16 protein-coding genes and 1 pseudogene are annotated in these 15,923 nt (G+C 63.3%); 9 read left to right on the forward strand and 8 right to left on the reverse strand.

Translation table 11 applies throughout. The features are described from left to right. Nucleotides 1–201: 201 nt before the first annotated feature. From cycA to ACIPY2_RS19545, 5 genes are all read right to left on the reverse strand, one after another. Nucleotides 202–1,662, reverse strand: a complete 1,461-nt coding sequence (gene cycA, locus ACIPY2_RS19525) for a D-serine/D-alanine/glycine transporter (RefSeq protein WP_400268053.1) — start codon at nt 1,660–1,662, stop codon at nt 202–204. 187 nt (nt 1,663–1,849) lie between these two features. After that, on the reverse strand, nt 1,850–2,611 hold the full coding sequence (locus ACIPY2_RS19530) for an ABC transporter permease (RefSeq protein WP_400268054.1): 762 nt from the start codon (nt 2,609–2,611) through the stop codon (nt 1,850–1,852). Beyond that, a complete protein-coding gene (locus ACIPY2_RS19535) occupies nt 2,608–3,381 on the reverse strand; it encodes an ABC transporter ATP-binding protein (RefSeq protein ID WP_400268055.1) in 774 nt (257 codons plus the stop codon). The genes ACIPY2_RS19530 and ACIPY2_RS19535 overlap by 4 nt, the downstream gene beginning before the upstream one ends. Further along, nucleotides 3,378–3,749: a DUF1048 domain-containing protein gene (locus ACIPY2_RS19540; RefSeq protein WP_400268056.1), complete on the reverse strand. Its 372-nt coding sequence runs from the start codon at nt 3,747–3,749 to the stop codon at nt 3,378–3,380. The genes ACIPY2_RS19535 and ACIPY2_RS19540 overlap by 4 nt, the downstream gene beginning before the upstream one ends. Nucleotides 3,750–3,751: 2 nt before the next feature. Continuing rightward, a complete protein-coding gene (locus ACIPY2_RS19545) occupies nt 3,752–4,081 on the reverse strand; it encodes a PadR family transcriptional regulator (protein ID WP_400268057.1) in 330 nt (109 codons plus the stop codon). 106 nt (nt 4,082–4,187) lie between these two features. Between ACIPY2_RS19545 and ACIPY2_RS19550 the strand changes: the two genes are divergently transcribed. The 3 genes from ACIPY2_RS19550 to ACIPY2_RS19560 all read left to right on the forward strand — a co-directional run bounded on the left by ACIPY2_RS19550 (nt 4,188) and on the right by ACIPY2_RS19560 (nt 6,492). Beyond that, nucleotides 4,188–4,679, forward strand: a complete 492-nt coding sequence (locus tag ACIPY2_RS19550) for a GNAT family N-acetyltransferase (protein WP_400268058.1) — start codon at nt 4,188–4,190, stop codon at nt 4,677–4,679. 122 nt (nt 4,680–4,801) lie between these two features. Next, the gene (locus ACIPY2_RS19555) at nt 4,802–5,245 is read left to right on the forward strand and encodes a MarR family winged helix-turn-helix transcriptional regulator (RefSeq protein ID WP_400268059.1); all 444 of its coding nucleotides are present in this window, start codon (nt 4,802–4,804) and stop codon (nt 5,243–5,245) included. A 20-nt stretch (nt 5,246–5,265) separates the two neighbouring features. Further along, nucleotides 5,266–6,492, forward strand: a complete 1,227-nt coding sequence (locus ACIPY2_RS19560) for an MFS transporter (protein ID WP_400268060.1) — start codon at nt 5,266–5,268, stop codon at nt 6,490–6,492. A 65-nt stretch (nt 6,493–6,557) separates the two neighbouring features. Here the strand turns inward: ACIPY2_RS19560 and ACIPY2_RS19565 are convergent, their stop codons facing one another. The 3 genes from ACIPY2_RS19565 to ACIPY2_RS19575 all read right to left on the reverse strand — a co-directional run bounded on the left by ACIPY2_RS19565 (nt 6,558) and on the right by ACIPY2_RS19575 (nt 10,900). Further along, the gene (locus tag ACIPY2_RS19565) at nt 6,558–8,024 is read right to left on the reverse strand and encodes a sugar porter family MFS transporter (RefSeq protein WP_400268061.1); all 1,467 of its coding nucleotides are present in this window, start codon (nt 8,022–8,024) and stop codon (nt 6,558–6,560) included. Between the two features lie 330 nt (nt 8,025–8,354). Continuing rightward, nucleotides 8,355–9,704, reverse strand: coding sequence for a formimidoylglutamate deiminase (locus ACIPY2_RS19570; protein WP_400268062.1), 1,350 nt, complete (start codon nt 9,702–9,704; stop codon nt 8,355–8,357). Then, complete coding sequence (locus ACIPY2_RS19575) at nt 9,701–10,900, reverse strand: allantoate amidohydrolase (protein WP_400268063.1); 1,200 nt, start codon at nt 10,898–10,900, stop codon at nt 9,701–9,703. The genes ACIPY2_RS19570 and ACIPY2_RS19575 overlap by 4 nt, the downstream gene beginning before the upstream one ends. A 245-nt stretch (nt 10,901–11,145) precedes the next feature. On the opposite strand from ACIPY2_RS19575, the gene ACIPY2_RS19580 reads away from it, so the two are divergent. The 6 genes and pseudogenes from ACIPY2_RS19580 to ACIPY2_RS19605 form a co-directional block, all read left to right on the forward strand. Then, nucleotides 11,146–11,832, forward strand: a complete 687-nt coding sequence (locus tag ACIPY2_RS19580; RefSeq protein ID WP_400268064.1) for an IclR family transcriptional regulator — start codon at nt 11,146–11,148, stop codon at nt 11,830–11,832. Beyond that, nucleotides 11,829–12,935 (forward strand): ATP-binding cassette domain-containing protein, encoded by a 1,107-nt coding sequence (locus tag ACIPY2_RS19585; RefSeq protein WP_400268065.1) that lies wholly within the window; start codon nt 11,829–11,831, stop codon nt 12,933–12,935. The genes ACIPY2_RS19580 and ACIPY2_RS19585 overlap by 4 nt, the downstream gene beginning before the upstream one ends. Beyond that, a complete protein-coding gene (locus ACIPY2_RS19590; protein ID WP_400268066.1) occupies nt 12,932–13,582 on the forward strand; it encodes an ABC transporter permease in 651 nt (216 codons plus the stop codon). The genes ACIPY2_RS19585 and ACIPY2_RS19590 overlap by 4 nt, the downstream gene beginning before the upstream one ends. Continuing rightward, nucleotides 13,543–14,295 (forward strand): ABC transporter permease, encoded by a 753-nt coding sequence (locus tag ACIPY2_RS19595; RefSeq protein WP_400268067.1) that lies wholly within the window; start codon nt 13,543–13,545, stop codon nt 14,293–14,295. Before ACIPY2_RS19590 ends, ACIPY2_RS19595 begins: the two co-directional genes overlap by 40 nt. Nucleotides 14,296–14,371: 76 nt before the next feature. Continuing rightward, nucleotides 14,372–15,286 carry an ABC transporter substrate-binding protein gene (locus ACIPY2_RS19600; RefSeq protein WP_400268068.1) on the forward strand — a complete coding sequence of 305 codons (915 nt, stop codon included), beginning with the start codon at nt 14,372–14,374 and terminating at the stop codon, nt 15,284–15,286. A gap of 30 nt (nt 15,287–15,316) precedes the next feature. After that, nucleotides 15,317–15,923 (forward strand): annotated as a pseudogene (locus ACIPY2_RS19605) (urocanate hydratase); the annotation flags it as partial.

Consider the following 15,923-nt stretch of genomic DNA (forward strand, 5'->3'; position numbering starts at 1 on the left):
CTTCCCATTAACCAGACCGCATTCCCAACGGCACCTGCCCGGCCGGAACTGGACGGGATGTGAGCGAGGATCCGCCGGAACTGGATGGGATGTGAGCGAGGATCCGTAGGAACGGGACGGGATGTGAGCGAGGATCGCAGAAAGCGCGACGCCGGGCACCCAAGGAGGGGGTCCGGCGTCGTGCTTTTGTGCGTTTGCGGTTTAGCGCGCTGCCGCGGTTTCGGCGTCCGACATCGCCTTCCACTCGGCCACGCGGGCCTGATGGAGCGGCGAACGGCGGACCACGGCGTAAGCCGCGCCGAGGATCGCGAACCAGATCGGTGTCACCAGCAGCGCGGTCAGCGTGTCCGGCTGCGTGGTCAGCGCCCAGACCAGGAACGCGAAGAACGCGAACACCACCCACACCATCACGATGCCGCCGGGCATCTTGAACGTGGATGCCGCGTGCTGCTCGGGACGGCGTTTGCGGTACACGAGGTAGCTGGCCAGGATGATCGACCAGACGAACATGAAGCAGACGGCGGACACCGTGGTCACCATGTCGAACGCCGCCCCGACGTCCTTGCCCGCGTAGAGGAGCACGACGCCGGCCAGCAGGAGGACGCAGGAAAGGAACAGGGCGTTCTGGGGTACTTTGCGGCTGGAGAGCCGGCCGAAGACCTTGGGTGCGTCGCCGTCGTTTGCCAGGCCGAAGACCATGCGCGAGGTGGAGTAGATGCCGGAGTTGGCCGAGGACATGGCCGAGGTGAGGACCACCAGGTTGACCACCGTGGCCGCGATGCCCAGGCCTGCGAGGGAGAACATGGCGATGAACGGGCTGTGTCCGGCCTTGAACTCGGTCCACGGGGTGACGGACATCAGGATGATGAGGGCGCCTACGTAGAAGAGCATGACGCGCAGCGGGATGGCGTTGATCGCGCGGGGAAGGTTGTGCTCGGGGTTCTTGGTTTCGGCCGCTGCAGTGCCTACGAGTTCGATACCCACAAACGCGAAGACGGCGATCTGGAATCCGGCCACGAAGCCCATGAATTCCTTCGGGAAGAAGCCGCCGTGGGACCAGAGATTGGTGAAGCCGGCCGTGCCCGCCGAAGACTGGAAGCCGGTGAAGATCATCACCAGGCCAACCACGATCAGCGCCACGATCGCCACGATCTTGATGAGGGCGAACCAGAATTCCGTCTCACCGAAGGCCTTCACTGTGGGAAGGTTCAGGAGCAGCAGGATGATGATGGTTGCAAGTCCCGGAATCCACAGCTGGATGCCCGGCCAGAGCTCGTTGGCGTAACCCGCGATGGCGATGACGTCGGCTACGCCGGTGACCACCCAGCAGAACCAGTAGGTCCAGCCGGTGAAGAAGCCGGCCCATGGACCCAGGAGGTCGCCCGCAAAGTCGCTGAAGGACTTGTAGTTCAGGTTGGACAGCAGGAGTTGCCCCATGGCGCGCATGACGAAGAACAGCATGAAGCCGATGATCATGTACACGAAGATCACGGAGGGGCCGGCTACGGAGATGGTCTTGCCGGAGCCCATGAAGAGGCCCGTTCCGATGGCGCCGCCGATGGCCAGAAGCTGGATGTGGCGATTGCTGAGCGAGCGTGACAGGTGGGGCTCGCCGTCCCTGCTGGAGGCAGTGCGCTGCCCTGTTGTTGTCTGGTCAGACATGAGTGTTCAAGAACCCTTCGGAGTAACCGTCAAAAAGGTGACGGCCGTTACAGAACTGGTTCGATAAAGCTATAGCTTATGTCCGGCGAATGGCGAATCGGTCTGCATGGCGAAAGCTCCCGCTGAGATCAGGGGAGCTTCGGCCTTTGCGCCCGGAGGTTTGCGCCCGGAGGTCTGCGTCTGAAGGTCAGGAGATCTTGCGGCGGTACACCCTCGCTGCGAAGGCGTACGCCACTACCAGGATCCCCAAGCACCAAGCCAGGGCGACCCAGATGTCCGTTCCCACCGGGCGTTGTTCGAACAGGGCCTGGATCGTGTTGACGATCGACGTGACCGGCTGGTTCTCGGCGAACCAGCGTACGGGACCCGGCATGGTGTCCGTTGGGACGAACGCCGAGCTGATGAAGGGCAGGAAGATCAGCGGGTAGGAGAACCCGCCGGCGCCGTCAAAAGACTTGGCAGACAAGCCGGCGATGATGGCGATCCAGGTCAATGCCAGGGTGAACAGCGTGAGGATGCCGGCAACGCCGAGCCAGTCCAGCACGCTTGCCGAGGTGCGGAAACCCATGAGCAGGGCTACCCCCACGATGATCACCACGGAGAGCCCGTTGGCCACAAGGGACGTCAGGACGTGTGCCCACAGGACCGAAGAGCGGGCGATCGGCATTGACTGGAGCCGCTCGAAGATCCCGCCCTGCAGATCCGTGAACAACCGGACGGCCGTGTAGGCGATCCCAGAAGCGATGGCTATCAGCATGATGCCCGGCAAGAGGTAGTTCACGTAGTTTTCCGCGCCGGTCCTGATGGCGCCGCCGAAGACGTACACGAACAGCAGCATCAAGGCGATCGGCGTGATGGCCGTGGTGATGATGGTGTCCACGCTCCGGAAGATATGCCGTAAGGATCGGCCCGTCAGGACGGACGTGTCCGCGAGGAAATGCGTGCTCATGTCAGTTCCTTTGCTGCCTCGTTGTTTCCCACCAGTGCAAGGAAGATTTCTTCCAGCGTGGGCTGCTTTTCGACGTATTCCACCGTTGCCGGCGGCAGGAGTTGCTTCAGTTCGGCGAGCGTTCCGTTGGCGATGATGCGTCCTTGGTGCAGGATGGCGATCCGGTCTGCCAGGTGCTCGGCCTCGTCGAGGTATTGCGTTGTCAGCAGGACGGTGGTGCCTTGCTTGGCGAGTTCCTTCACCACCTGCCACACCTCCAGCCGCGCCTCGGGATCAAGGCCCGTGGTGGGTTCGTCAAGGAAGATCACCTTGGGGTGGCCGATCAGGCTCATGGCGATGTCCAGCCTGCGCCGCATGCCGCCGGAGTAGGTGGCCACCTTGCGGCCCCCCGCCTCGGCCAGGCCGAACCGGGCAAGCAATTCATCTGCTACCCGGGCGGGTTCCTTGAGGTGCCGCAGCTTGGCCACCAGCACAAGGTTCTCCCTACCCGTGAGGATTTCATCGACGGCGGCGAACTGCCCTGTGAGGCTGATGGACTCCCGCACCTTGAGGGGTTCGGTAGCGACGTCGAAACCTTCGACGGCGGCGGCGCCTGCGTCCGCCGTGAGCAACGTGGACAGGATCTTGACCATGGTGGTCTTGCCTGCCCCGTTGGATCCCAGGAGGGCAAAGATGCTGCCCGTCGCTACCTCGAAGTCGACTCCCTGCAGGACGTGGAGGTCCTTGTAGGACTTCTCGATGCCTTGGACTCGAATGGCCGGCGCAGTCATGACTCTTCCTCCTTTGCTTTCGCGTCGTCCACCGCTTCGATGAGCCGGGTGCGCTCCTTGTCGATCCAGCGTTTGCCGCCGTACGCCTGTGCGAACGTTTCCGCGAACTCGATGGGGTCATCGCCGACGATTTCTGTGACCGGCGTGCCGTCGATCGAGGCCCGCTCCCACAGGTCTACGTGGTCGGTGTACATCTGGACGATCGTGTCGCCCGCGGTTACCCCGCCGTAATAGGTGAGGTAGCGGTTGAACGCTGCTGCCACGCTCTTGTAGGGCTCCGGCAGGGCGTCAAGCCGTGCCTTTGCTTGCCGGTACTGCTTCTTCTGCTCGAGTGATCCGGTGACCAGTTCGATCCATTTGGCTGCCATTGTTATTTCCCTTCCTTGCGGAGTTCTTCAAGCCGTTCGGACAAGAAGCTCCAGGTGTTCCAAAAGTCGTCCAATTCGTTTTTGCCAATGGCGTTGAGTGTGTACACCTTCCGCGGCGGGCCCTTTTCGGATGGTCGTTTTTCCACGTCCACCAGGCCTTTTTGCTCGATCCGCACCAACAGGGCGTACACCGTGCCCTCTGCGATGTCGGTGAACCCCTGGGCCCGGAGCAGCGTGGTGATTTCGTATCCATACGCCGGTTTTCCGGTCAGGAGGGCCAGCACGATGCCCTCCAGTGTCCCTTTGAGCATTTCCGTCATTTGCTTGCCCATCGGACACCTCCTCACTACTCGGTATTACTGACTACCACTACATAGTAGAACTGAGTACCGGTACTTAGCAATACTGAGTTGCGAATTAAAATGGCATGCTGGGGCAATGACCACGCACCCCGCCCTGATGACCGCCGTCGTCGACTCCGGAACCTTTGAGCTGCGGCGCGCAGTCAAAGGCGACCTCCCGGCGATCCTCCGCCTTTTGGCCGACGATCAACTGGGCGCCGCGCGTGAAAACGCGGCGGACCTGGCGCCATACGAGGCGGCATTTGACGCGATCGACGTCGACCCGTCCCACCTCCTGGTGGTGGGGGAGCTGGCCGGCGAAGTGGTGGCCACCTTCCAGCTCAGCTATCTCCCGGGCCTGTCGCGCAAGGGCTCGTGGCGCTCGCAGATCGAGGCAGTCCGGGTCTCGCGCGGCCTTCGGGGCCAAGGGGTTGGTGCGCTGATGATCCAATGGGCCATCGACCAGGCCCGTGAGCGCGGCTGCAGCTTGGTCCAACTCACTACTGACAAGTCCCGCACTGGCGCGCATCGCTTCTACGAGCGCCTGGGCTTTGTTGCGAGTCATGAGGGAATGAAGCTCACCCTCTAGCCCCGCCTGCCCAACTGGGGGCAGTAAATGTCGCTACGCGCCCCATTGCAACGCCTGCTGTCCCTCAGTTGGGTGTGGTGAGGCTTGACTTTTAGGTACCCTAACTATTAGGCTACCTAAATATGACGAACGACTTCGACCCCCGGTTGCTTGATCTCGCGCAGGAGTTCCGTGAAGCTCTCCGCTTGGGCGTGTACATGTTCCGCCGCCTGGACCCGGAGGGCGAACTTACCGCCGCGCAGCTCAGCCTGCTATCGATGATTTCCGACGGCGGGCTTCGCGTGGGAGACATCGCCCGGAACCTCGGGATCAAGGTACCCAGCGCCACGGAACAGATCATCAAGCTCGAACGCGCCGGCCTGGTCACTCGTCAGCCGGATCCCCATGATTCACGCGCCGTGCAGGTGGTCACCACCAAGGCCGGACTGGCCGCCGTCGAGTCCGCCAACCATCGGCGCAACACCATGGTGGCAGAACTCCTCCAAGGACTTACCCAAGCCGAAGTCGGGCAGCTCGCTGCGGCACTGCCTGTAATCACCAAAATCAACAACTCATTCCAGAATTAATCGAACAGGAGTAACTCCGCATGTCACGCCAGTTGGCTGACGCCTCAACAAGCGCCGAAAACACCTTGGAAGCCGAGAAGGTTTCCTTCCTCAAACAGCCCAAGGCCGTCTGGGCCACTGCCCTGGCCGCGGTATTCGCCTTCATGGGCATCGGCCTGGTGGACCCGATCCTTCCTGCGATCGCCAAGAACCTGGAAGCCTCCCCCAGCGAAGTCTCCCTGCTCTTCACGAGCTACTTCCTCGTGACGGCGGTGGCGATGCTCGTCAGCGGCTTCGTATCCTCGCGGATCGGCGGCAAGAAGACCCTGCTGATCGGGCTGGCCATCATTGTGGTGTTCGCTTCACTGTCCGGGCTCTCCGGAAGCGTGGAACAGCTGGTCGGATTCCGCGCGGGGTGGGGCCTCGGCAACGCGCTGTTCGTGGCTACGGCATTGGCCGTCATTGTTGGTGTGGCCAGTGGTGGTACCGGAACCGCGATCATCCTTTACGAGGCCGCCCTCGGCCTTGGCATCTCCCTCGGCCCGTTGCTGGGGGCCCTGCTGGGTGGCTGGCAGTGGCGGGCGCCGTTCTTTGGTACCGCCGTCCTGATGGCCGCAGCCTTTATTGCCCTGCTGGCGCTCCTGCCCAAGACTCCCGCACCGGCCAAGAAGTCACGCTTGCGGGATCCGCTCCTGGCGCTCGGCCACAGGGGCCTGAGCACCACGGCGGCGAGTGCCCTGTTCTACAACTACGGCTTCTTCACGATCCTGGCCTTCACTCCGTTCATCCTTGGCATGGACGCTTACGGCATCGGCGGGGTGTTCTTCGGCTGGGGCGTCGCGGTTGCAGTCTTCTCGGTTTTCGTGGCCCCCGTCCTGCAGAACCGCTTCGGCGCCGTCAAGGTCCTCACTGGAACGCTCTTCGTCCTCATGCTCGACCTGATCGGGCTGGGACTGGCCGCGGGGCACTCGGTTCCCGCCGTCGTCGTGCTTGTCATCGTGGCGGGTGCCCTGCTGGGCATCAACAACACGATCTACACCGAACTGGCCATGGGGGTCTCCGATTCACCCCGTCCCATCGCCTCGGCAGGTTACAACTTTGTCCGCTGGATGGGTGGCGCGCTGGCTCCGTTTGCCGCAGCCCAGCTCGGTGAGCACTTCGGGCCGCAGGTGCCCTTCTTCGCCGGTGCCGTGGCCATGGTGATCGCCATTCTGGTGGCATTCGGAGGCCGCAACTTCCTGAAGTCCCACGAGCCGCACCTCGTGTAGCCCCCCCACGCAACTGGGTCGCAGTAGAGCGCGTTATGAGCCGTCATGACGCGCTCTACTGCAACCTACTTGGGTTCGCGTGCGGTGGGCAGCGGAGAGACCGGTGCTCCCTTGGGCACGAACAGCGTTTCGGCCTGCTCCAAGGACATGCCGTTCGTTTCGGGAACCTTGGACATCACAAAGAAGAACGACGCCGCGGCGAACGCCGCGTACATGGCATACGTCAGGGGGAGCGAACCTGCCGCCATGATCGGGAAGCTCAGTGTGATGGCGAAGTTGGCGATCCACTGTGCAGCGGCGGCCAGTCCGAGCGCGCGGGCGCGGATGCGGGCCGGGAAGATTTCGCCCAGCAGGACCCAGACCAGCGGACCCCACGAGGCGCCGAAGCTGACCACGAACACGTTCGCCGCAACCAAGGCGACAGGGCCCCACGCGCCGGGAAGTGTGATGTCCGAACCCGTCCCCGTTGCCGAGGAGAAGGCAACGGCCATGACACCCAGGGAAACTGCCATGCCGATGGATCCCGTCAGGAGGATCGGACGCCGGCCCACACGGTCCACCAGGGCAATGGCCACCAAGGTCACCAGGATGTTCGTCACGGACGTCGCCACCGAGATGGCCAGGGAATCCTTCTCCTGGAAACCGACAGCCTTCCATAGCGTGGTGGAGTAGTAGAAGATCACGTTGATGCCCACAAACTGCTGCAGCACGGACAGGATGATGCCGATCCAGACCACAGGCTGCAGGCCGAATGCTTTGCCGCGAAGCGAACCCTTTTTGCTGGAGAGTTCGTCCTCGTGGATGGATTCCTGGATTTCACGGATGTGCCGGTCGATGTCGTCGTTCGGCATGATGGTTTCGAAAACGGAGCGTGCCTGCTTGTCCTTGCCGTTGAGGACAAGGAAGCGCGGCGACTCGGGGAGTCGGAACGCGATCAGGCCGTAGACCGCCGCGGGGACCGCACATGCAATGAACATCCATCGCCAGGCCTCGATCCCGAGCCAGAAGGTGTTCCCGGCGCTGCCGGCGGAGTTGGCCAGGAGCGCATCGGACAAGAGTGCGGCGAAAATACCCGTGGTGATGGCAAGTTGCTGGAGGGAGGCAAGCCGCCCACGGACATGGCGGGGCGAAATCTCGGAAATGTAGGCCGGTGCGATCACGGAGGCCAGGCCGATACCCAGGCCACCAACAAGGCGCCAGAAGATCAAATCCCACACGCCGAACGCCAGGCCTGTGCCAATTGAGCTCACCAGGAACAGCAGCGCCCCGATCTTCATGGCGGGGATGCGGCCATACCGGTCGGCTACCTTGCCCGCCAGATAGGCACCCAAAGCACAGCCGAGCAAGGCGATTGCCACGGCGAATCCAGTGACGGCTTCACTGAGTACGAACTCGTCCTTCATGGCATCCACTGCGCCGTTGACCACGGATGAGTCGAAGCCGAACAGGAATCCACCTACCGCGCCGGCCACTGCCAGTCCAATGACTTTTCGGGAGACTGGTGGGGCACCCTCGGTGCTGGGCTTGGACATGCTTCTCCCTTGGGGCAGGTTGTTTGGGGGCTGCGGTGCGGAGACGTCGTCGGCCGGCCCGACGGGACGCCGGTGCACACGCGCTACACAGTGTGGCACGCCATATCGGGCAAGTTCCAGTCAAGAGCGTTGAGATGACGTGCATTCACTTCCTTAACGCAAGGATGCCTGTCCGCGGACTGGGTGCCGGCTGGGAGTCCGCGATGAGCCCACAGTTGATGGCAAAACGCACCTATGACTCCATTAAATGAACACAAAGCACGACGGCGGCACTTGGGTTTGGTGCAAAGCCAAGTGCCGCCGTCGCACGGTCTGTAGCTGATAGCGACGCTACGAGAGCTCCTTCAGCGCCTCTGTCAGCAGCCTTCCCGGTTCCCCGAGCCGCGCGTGAACCCCACGCGAGGCGAGCAGCTCTCCGCCGATGATGACCTCCGTGACGTCGCTGGCGGTTGCGCTGAACGCCATCTGCAATGGCCTGGAACCTGCAGTGCGGGTGGAGGCCGGATCAACCACCATGAGATCGCAGACGCTTCCCACGCCAATTCCCGGCCCGGGGACGGGCGTGGCCATGGACCGGGCGGCGCCCATCGTTGCGGCCTGCAGCAATTCCCGCGGCGTGAACCTTCCCCGCTGTCCGCTGCCCAGGCGCTCGCCGTGTTCGAGCGCACGCATTTCCACCCAGGGATCGATCACCGCATGCTGGTCGGTGCCCAGGGCGATGGTTGCTCCCGCGTCGGAGAGTTCCCTTGCCGGGCCGATCCCGTCAGCGAGATCGGCCTCGGTGGTAGGGCACATCACCACCGTGGTTCCGGCCTGTCCAAGGGAAGTGATGTCTTCCGGGGTCAGGTGGGTGGAATGCACGGCCGAGAGCCTGCGGGTCAGCAGTCCATGACGCTCCAAGAGGCGGGCGGGCGTGGTGCCGTACGCCTCGAGGCACGCCTGGTTTTCGGCGGGTTGCTCGCTCAGGTGGATGTGAAGGGGAATGTCCGTGGGCAGCTGCGCAGCGACTACCTTCAGATCCTCTTCGGGTACCGCCCGGACCGAGTGCAGGGCGGCCCCGACGCTGACGCGGTCCGCCGGGAAGGTTGCCTCAATGGCGGTCCGGAGCGAGGCAATGCGCTTGAGCCAGGCGTGCACGTCCGCGTCCCCGAAGCGTGTTTGTTCGGGACTGAGGGGTGAACCTATTCCGCCGGCCAGATAGAGGGTGTCCAGAAGCGTCAAGCGGATGCCCGCGGCCATTGCAGCCCTGGCCAGCGCCAGCTCCATGGCATGGGCTTCGGCATAGGGAGCGCCGTCGGGTTGGTGGTGGACGTAGTGGAACTCCGCGACGCTGCTGAAACCGGTGATTACCATCTCCGCGAATACGGCTGTTGCAAGCTTCTCGTATTTCTCCGGAGTCAGCTCCGAGGCGCTCGTGTACATCTGTTCGCGCCATACCCAGAAATCCCCGCGCCCTTCGTGGGTCCGGCCGCGCAACACCCTGTGGAACGCATGGGAGTGGGCGTTGGCAGCTGCAGGAAACGTGATGCCCTCCAGCTTCGTGTCTCCGGGTTGCGGCGTGGCACCGGGCGTGACGCTGGTAATCCGGCCGTTTTCCGTTTCCAGGCGTACTCCGGATGCGGCTTGGGGCGCACCGTTTTCGGCAGCGATGATCGCGGTTTCACACCAGAACGTGCTCACAGGAGACCCTCCAAAACGTCCGCAAGGGCGACGGCTCCGGCGGAGGCGTCCTCGTCGGCAACGTACTCTTCGGGCGAGTGCGAGATTCCGCTGGGGTTGCGGACAAACAGCATGGCGGAGGGTACGTAGGCGGACAGTACGCCGGCATCATGTCCGGCTCCGGTTGCCAGCACAGGTGCCTCCGGAAGGAGATCGGCAATCCTTCGGCTCAGCCCGGAATCAAAATGGACTGTCCCGCTGTAGGACTCTTCCGTGAGGCTTGCGGTGCAACCCTCTGCTGCGGCGACTTGCTGTGCCGCGCTGTAGATCGCTTCGATGAGGCGGGCGGTCACGGCGTCGTCCGGGTGGCGGGCGTCCAGCCAGAGGTCCACCCGCGAGGCAATCACGTTGGTACCGCCGGGCACTGGGGTCAAGCGGCCGACCGTGGCGCGGGCATCGGGCTGTTGGGCCGCAGTTTCGCGCACGGCCAGCACGATCTGTGCGGCGGCAACCATTGGATCGGCGCGGTCTGCCATGAGCGTGGTGCCTGCGTGGTTGCCCTGGCCGCTGACGCTGATCTTCCAGCGACCGTGGCCCAGGATGGAACTTCCGACGGCGATCGCAGGACCGTCCTGCCCGAGGCCCTTGCCTTGCTCAACGTGCAGCTCAACGAAGTCGCCGATGCGGGCCAACGCTCCAGGGTCGGCGCCGACGTGCTTCGGATCAAGGCCGTTGGACCGTGCGACATCGGCGAACGTATCGCCTCCGACGTCACGCAGATTCAGTGCCTTGTCCACGTCGATGGCCCCTGTCAGGAGCCGGGACCCGAGGCAGGCGACGCCGAATCGGGACCCTTCTTCCTCGGGAAACACGGTCACTGCCAGGGACCGGCCATGTTGAAGGCTCCGGCTTTTGAGGATGTCGACGGCGGCCAGCGCGGAAGCGACACCGAGGGGCCCGTCAAAGGCGCCTCCGCCGGGGACCGAATCAAGGTGGCTGCCTGTGACCAGCGCGCCGTCCTGGGGCTCACCCCACCAGGCCCAGATGATGCCGTTGCGGTCCGTCTCGACGCCAAGCCCGCGTTGGGCTGCCTGCTCCTTGAACCATTCCCGGAGGTCGAGTTCGGGCGTTGAATATACCGCCCTGGAGTAGCCTCCGCGCACTCCATCCCGGCCTACGTCCTTGATCGAGTCAAGGAGCTGATTGACGGTTTCCACGTGTTCCTCCGATGTTGACGACTGCCACCAAGTAAAAAGCAGATGCCACTACATGGCAAGGGTCTCCTGCCAGGTTGGAAGTATTTAACGGCAAGGAAACATCGGCGTTACGCGGTGGTGATCCGCGGCGACATATTTCCCGGAATCCCGGGAAATTTATCCAACGCTATTGCCATGCCATGAAAATTGGTTTTTACTAAGTGGCAAGACATGGTGATCCAGACCACTTGAAAGCAGGCCAAACCATGGCAGCAGATTCTTCGACCCGGACGGTAGAGCGGGCGCTCGCACTCTTGGGAGCCGTGTGCTCCGAGGGGGCCATTGCGCTGAGCGACGCCGCGCGGGTCGCGGACCTCTCGCCAAGCACGGCCCTCCGTCTGCTCCGAACCCTCGAAGGCAGCGGTTTTGTTTCAAGGGACGACGGCGGAAACTTCCGTCCCGGTGCCAGCATCATCCAGCTCGGCGCCCTGGCACTCGGCAAGGAATCGCTCGTTGCACTGTGCACGCCCGCCATGAAGCGGCTCGTAGCCGAAACGGGCGAGTCCTGCTATCTGAGCATTCCCGGAGTTGGGGACACGGGAATCTACATCGCGATCGTTGAGGGCACTCATTCGATCAGGCACTCCAGCTGGGTCGGGCGGAGCATCCCGCTCGAAGGAACAGCTTCCGGCCAAGTCCTCAAGGGTGACCATCCCGAGCGTGGCTTTGCCGTGGTCCGCAGCGGTGTGGAGGACGACGTCACGGCAATTGCCGCACCCGTGGTGATGGGTGGAAGGACGGTGGCTGCCTTAAGCATCGTGGCCCCCAGCTACCGCGTGGACGAACTGAAGGCCCTCAAGATCGGCCAGCACCTGGTGGAGGAAGCTGCAGGCGTCCTCACCCTGAACACCGAAATTTCTGAGCTACCCCAGGAAAGCATGGAAGCGAAATGATCAAGTTTGAAAATGTCACCAAGGCCTACCCCGACGGGACTGTTGCCGTCGATGGCCTCAACCTGGAGGCTCCCACCGGGAAGCTGACCATTCTGGTGGGTCCGTCCGGTTGCGGCAAGACCACCTCCCTGCGGATGATCAACCGCCTGATCGAACCAACCAGCGGCACCATCTACCTCGATGATGAGCCCACCTCCGGCATGGACGCAGCGTTGCTCCGCCGCCGGATCGGCTACGTCATCCAGCACGCCGGCCTCTTCCCGCACAAGACCATTGTGGACAACGTGGCCACCATGCCGGTATTGCTGGGCGAAAGCCGGCAGAAGGCGCGGACCAAGGCCCTGGAACTCATTGAGCGGGTAGGCCTTCCCGTGAGCTTTGCCAAGCGCTACCCCTGGCAGCTCTCCGGTGGCCAGCAGCAGCGTGTGGGCGTCGCCCGTGCACTGGCTTCGGATCCGGCGTTCATGCTCATGGACGAACCCTTCAGCGCAGTGGACCCTGTGGTCCGCGGGCAGTTGCAGGATGAGTTCCTCCGCCTGCAGCGCGAAATCGGCAAGACCATCATCATGGTCACGCACGATATTGACGAGGCCCTCAAGCTCGGCGACCAGGTTGCCGTGATGCGCGTAGGCGGCAAGCTCGCACAGATGGCCTCACCCTCCGAGCTGCTCACCTCGCCCGCCGACGAGTTCGTGGCGGATTTCGTCGGCCGCGACCGTGGCTACCGTTCGCTCGGCTTCACCAAGACGGCCGGCAATGTGGCCATCGGCGAAGAAGCCGTGATCCAACTCGGTGCCACCTCCGACGAGGCCCGCGCCAAGGCGTCGGGTGCTTGGGTATTGGTGGTCGACGGCGGCCGGAAGCCTTTGGGATGGGTGCAGCCGGAGCTCTTCAACGGCGAGCTGAAGCGCGAACACCTGAACCTCAGCGGCATTCCCGCTGCTGTATCGGGAACCATGCGCCAACTGCTCGACGCCGCCCTCTCCTCCCCGAGCCGCCGCGGCGTCGTGGTCGATGACAAGGGCAAGCTGCTCGGCACTGTCACTGCCACCGACGTCGTCAAGGCCATCGAGGCCGAACCCCACCTGGAGACGGCGCGATGAACTTCGAATGGCTTGGGCGGCAGTCCGACAACATTCTCTTCCTGCTCGGCTGGCACGTGCTGCTTGCCGTGATTCCACTGATCCTGGGCTTGCTCATCGCGTTGCCTCTCGGATGGTGGGCGCACCGGAGCCGCCGGATCTATCCCTTGCTGGTGGGCGTCGCGGGTCTCCTGTACACCGTGCCTTCCTTGGCGCTGTTCGTCCTGCTGCCATTGATCCTCGGCACGAAGATCCTTGACCCGCTGAACATCGTCGCGGCACTGACCATCTACACGGTGGCGCTCCTGGTCCGCGTGGTGGCAGACGCGCTCGAATCCGTTCCTGAAGACACCGTCCAAGCGGCGAAGGCCATGGGCTACCGCGGCTACCAGAGCCTGTTGAAGGTTGAATTGCCCGTGGGAGTCCCCGTGATCTCGGCAGGCCTGCGCGTCGCCGCCGTCTCCAACGTCAGCCTCGTGTCCGTGGCTGCGCTGCTCGGTATCCCGCAGTTGGGATCCCTCTTCACGCAGGGCTTCCAGCTCCGCTTCTTCACCCCGATCATCGCCGGAATCGTCCTCTGCGTGGTCCTGGCCATGATCCTTGACGGGCTGATCATTCTCCTCAACCGGTGGCTGACACCGTGGACTCCCAAGGTGGTGCACTCGTGAACTACTTGTTCGATCCAAAGCACTGGAGCGGCGCTGACGGTATCCCCACCCTCATCGGCGAACACCTCCTGTACTCCCTTATCGCGCTGGCCATCGCGGCCGTTATCGCCATCCCGCTTGGCATCTACATCGGCGTCACAGGCAAAGGCGTGTTCATGATTGCCGGCCTGGCAAACGCACTCCGGGCCCTGCCCAGCGTGGGCCTGCTGATCCTGTTGGTGCTGCTGCTCTCGCCCGCGTTCCCGTCGCGTATGGGCTACATCCTCCCGAGCCTCATCGTCTTGATCCTGCTCGCCGTTCCGCCCATCCTGACCAACACCTACGCCGGCGTGCGCGCGGTGGATGCTGCCGCCGTCGACGCCGCCAAAGGCATGGGCTTCCGTACCATGAAGATCCTCACGGACGTCCAGCTCCCGTGTTCGCTTCCGCTGGTTTTGTCCGGCATCCGCAGCGCACTGCTGCAGATCATCTCGACGGCGACCATCGCCGCATACATTTCCCTTGGCGGTCTCGGCCGCCTCCTCATCGACGGCAAAGCACAGAACGACTACAGCCAAATGGTCGCGGGAGCCGTCCTCGTCGCGCTGCTGGCACTGTTTTTCGACCAGCTGCTCGCATTCATCACCCGCCGCGTTGTCTCACCCGGACTGACACGGCGCACCGTCAAGACGGCTCCCGTAGCCGAACCCGTGAAGACCCCCGTCACGGTTTAGCCAGTACCTGTTTGCACCTCCCCCACCCCCACCTGGCCACAGCATGCCCTGCGGCACCCCTTCCAGGAGAGTTGACATGAAGAAGTACCTCACCGGTTTCACCCTCGCGGCAGTTGCCGCCATCACCTTGAGCGCCTGCGGCGGCGATCCAATGAGCGCCTCCAACACCGCGGCTGCCGGCGGCGGTTCGGGCGACAGCATCATCGTCGGTTCTGCTGACTTCCCCGAGAGCCAGCTGATCGCCAAGATCTACGCCGAGGCCCTGAAGGCAAAGGGAGTCAACGTCACGGAGAAGCCCAGTATCGGCAGCCGCGAAGTCACCATCCCCGCCCTCAAGGACGGTTCCATCGACCTGATGCCGGAGTACGGCGGCGCCCTGCTGCAGTACCTCGACTCCGCCACCAAGGCAGTCTCCTCTGAGGAAGTGGAGAAGGAACTTGCCACCAAGATCCCGTCAGGCCTTACTGTCCTCGAAGCTTCCGATGCGCAGGACAAGGACGTCCTCGCAGTCAAGAAGGAAACCGCGGACCAGTACAAACTCAAGACCATCGAAGACCTGCAGCCCGTGGCCAAGGACCTCGTCCTGGGTGGCCCGCCGGAGTGGAAGACCCGGCTTAACGGCGTGGCCGGCCTGAAGTCCGTTTACGGCCTTGAGTTCAAGGAATTTTCCGCGCTCGACGCCGGTGGACCGCTGACGCTGAACGCCCTCCTTTCGGGACAGGTACAGGTGGCAGACCTGTTTAGCACGGACCCGGCACTGAAGGACAACAACCTGGTGGCGCTGGAAGACAACAAGAACCTCTTCCTGTCCGAGAACATCGTTCCCGTCATCAACCAGAAGAAGTCCACGGACACCGTCAAGCAAACCCTGGACAAGGTTTCCGCGGCGCTCACCACGGAGGACCTGATCACCATGAACGGTCGCGTTGCCAAGTTCGAAGACATCGGTGAGATCGCCAAGGAATGGCTCAAGAACAAGAACCTGGGCTAGTCCTTTCCGGTTCGCTTTAGAGGAGTAAGAATGACTGCCGATTTCACTACTGGAGCCCGCCCGGTCAAGGCTGCCCGGGGTACGGAGCTCACCGCTAAGTCGTGGCAGACTGAAGCGCCGTTGCGTATGTTGATGAACAATCTTGATCCTGAGGTTGCTGAGCGTCCGGATGACCTGGTGGTCTACGGGGGCACCGGCCGGGCTGTGCGTTCGTGGGCTGCGTTTGATGCGATTACCCGGACCCTGGAGTCCATGGAGAAGGACGAGACGCTGCTGGTGCAGTCGGGTAAGCCGGTGGGTGTGTTCCGCACGAATGAGTGGGCGCCGCGTGTGTTGCTGGCGAACTCGAATCTGGTGGGGGACTGGGCGACGTGGCCGGAGTTCCGCCGTCTGGAGGCTGAGGGCCTGACGATGTACGGGCAGATGACTGCCGGGTCGTGGATTTACATCGGCACCCAGGGGATCCTGCAGGGCACTTATGAGACGTTTGCCGCCGTCGGGCGCAAGCTCGCCGCGGAGGGCCGCGTGGCGGCCGGTGCCGAGTCGGAGGGCCCGCTTGCCGGGACGCTGACCCTGACCGGCGGCTGCGGTGGCATGGGCGGCGCCCAACCGCTGGCCGTGACGCTGAACGACGGCG

The organism is Paenarthrobacter sp. NPDC089675, from assembly GCF_044749185.1.
In the GTDB taxonomy this organism is placed as follows: Bacteria; Actinomycetota; Actinomycetes; order Actinomycetales; family Micrococcaceae; genus Arthrobacter.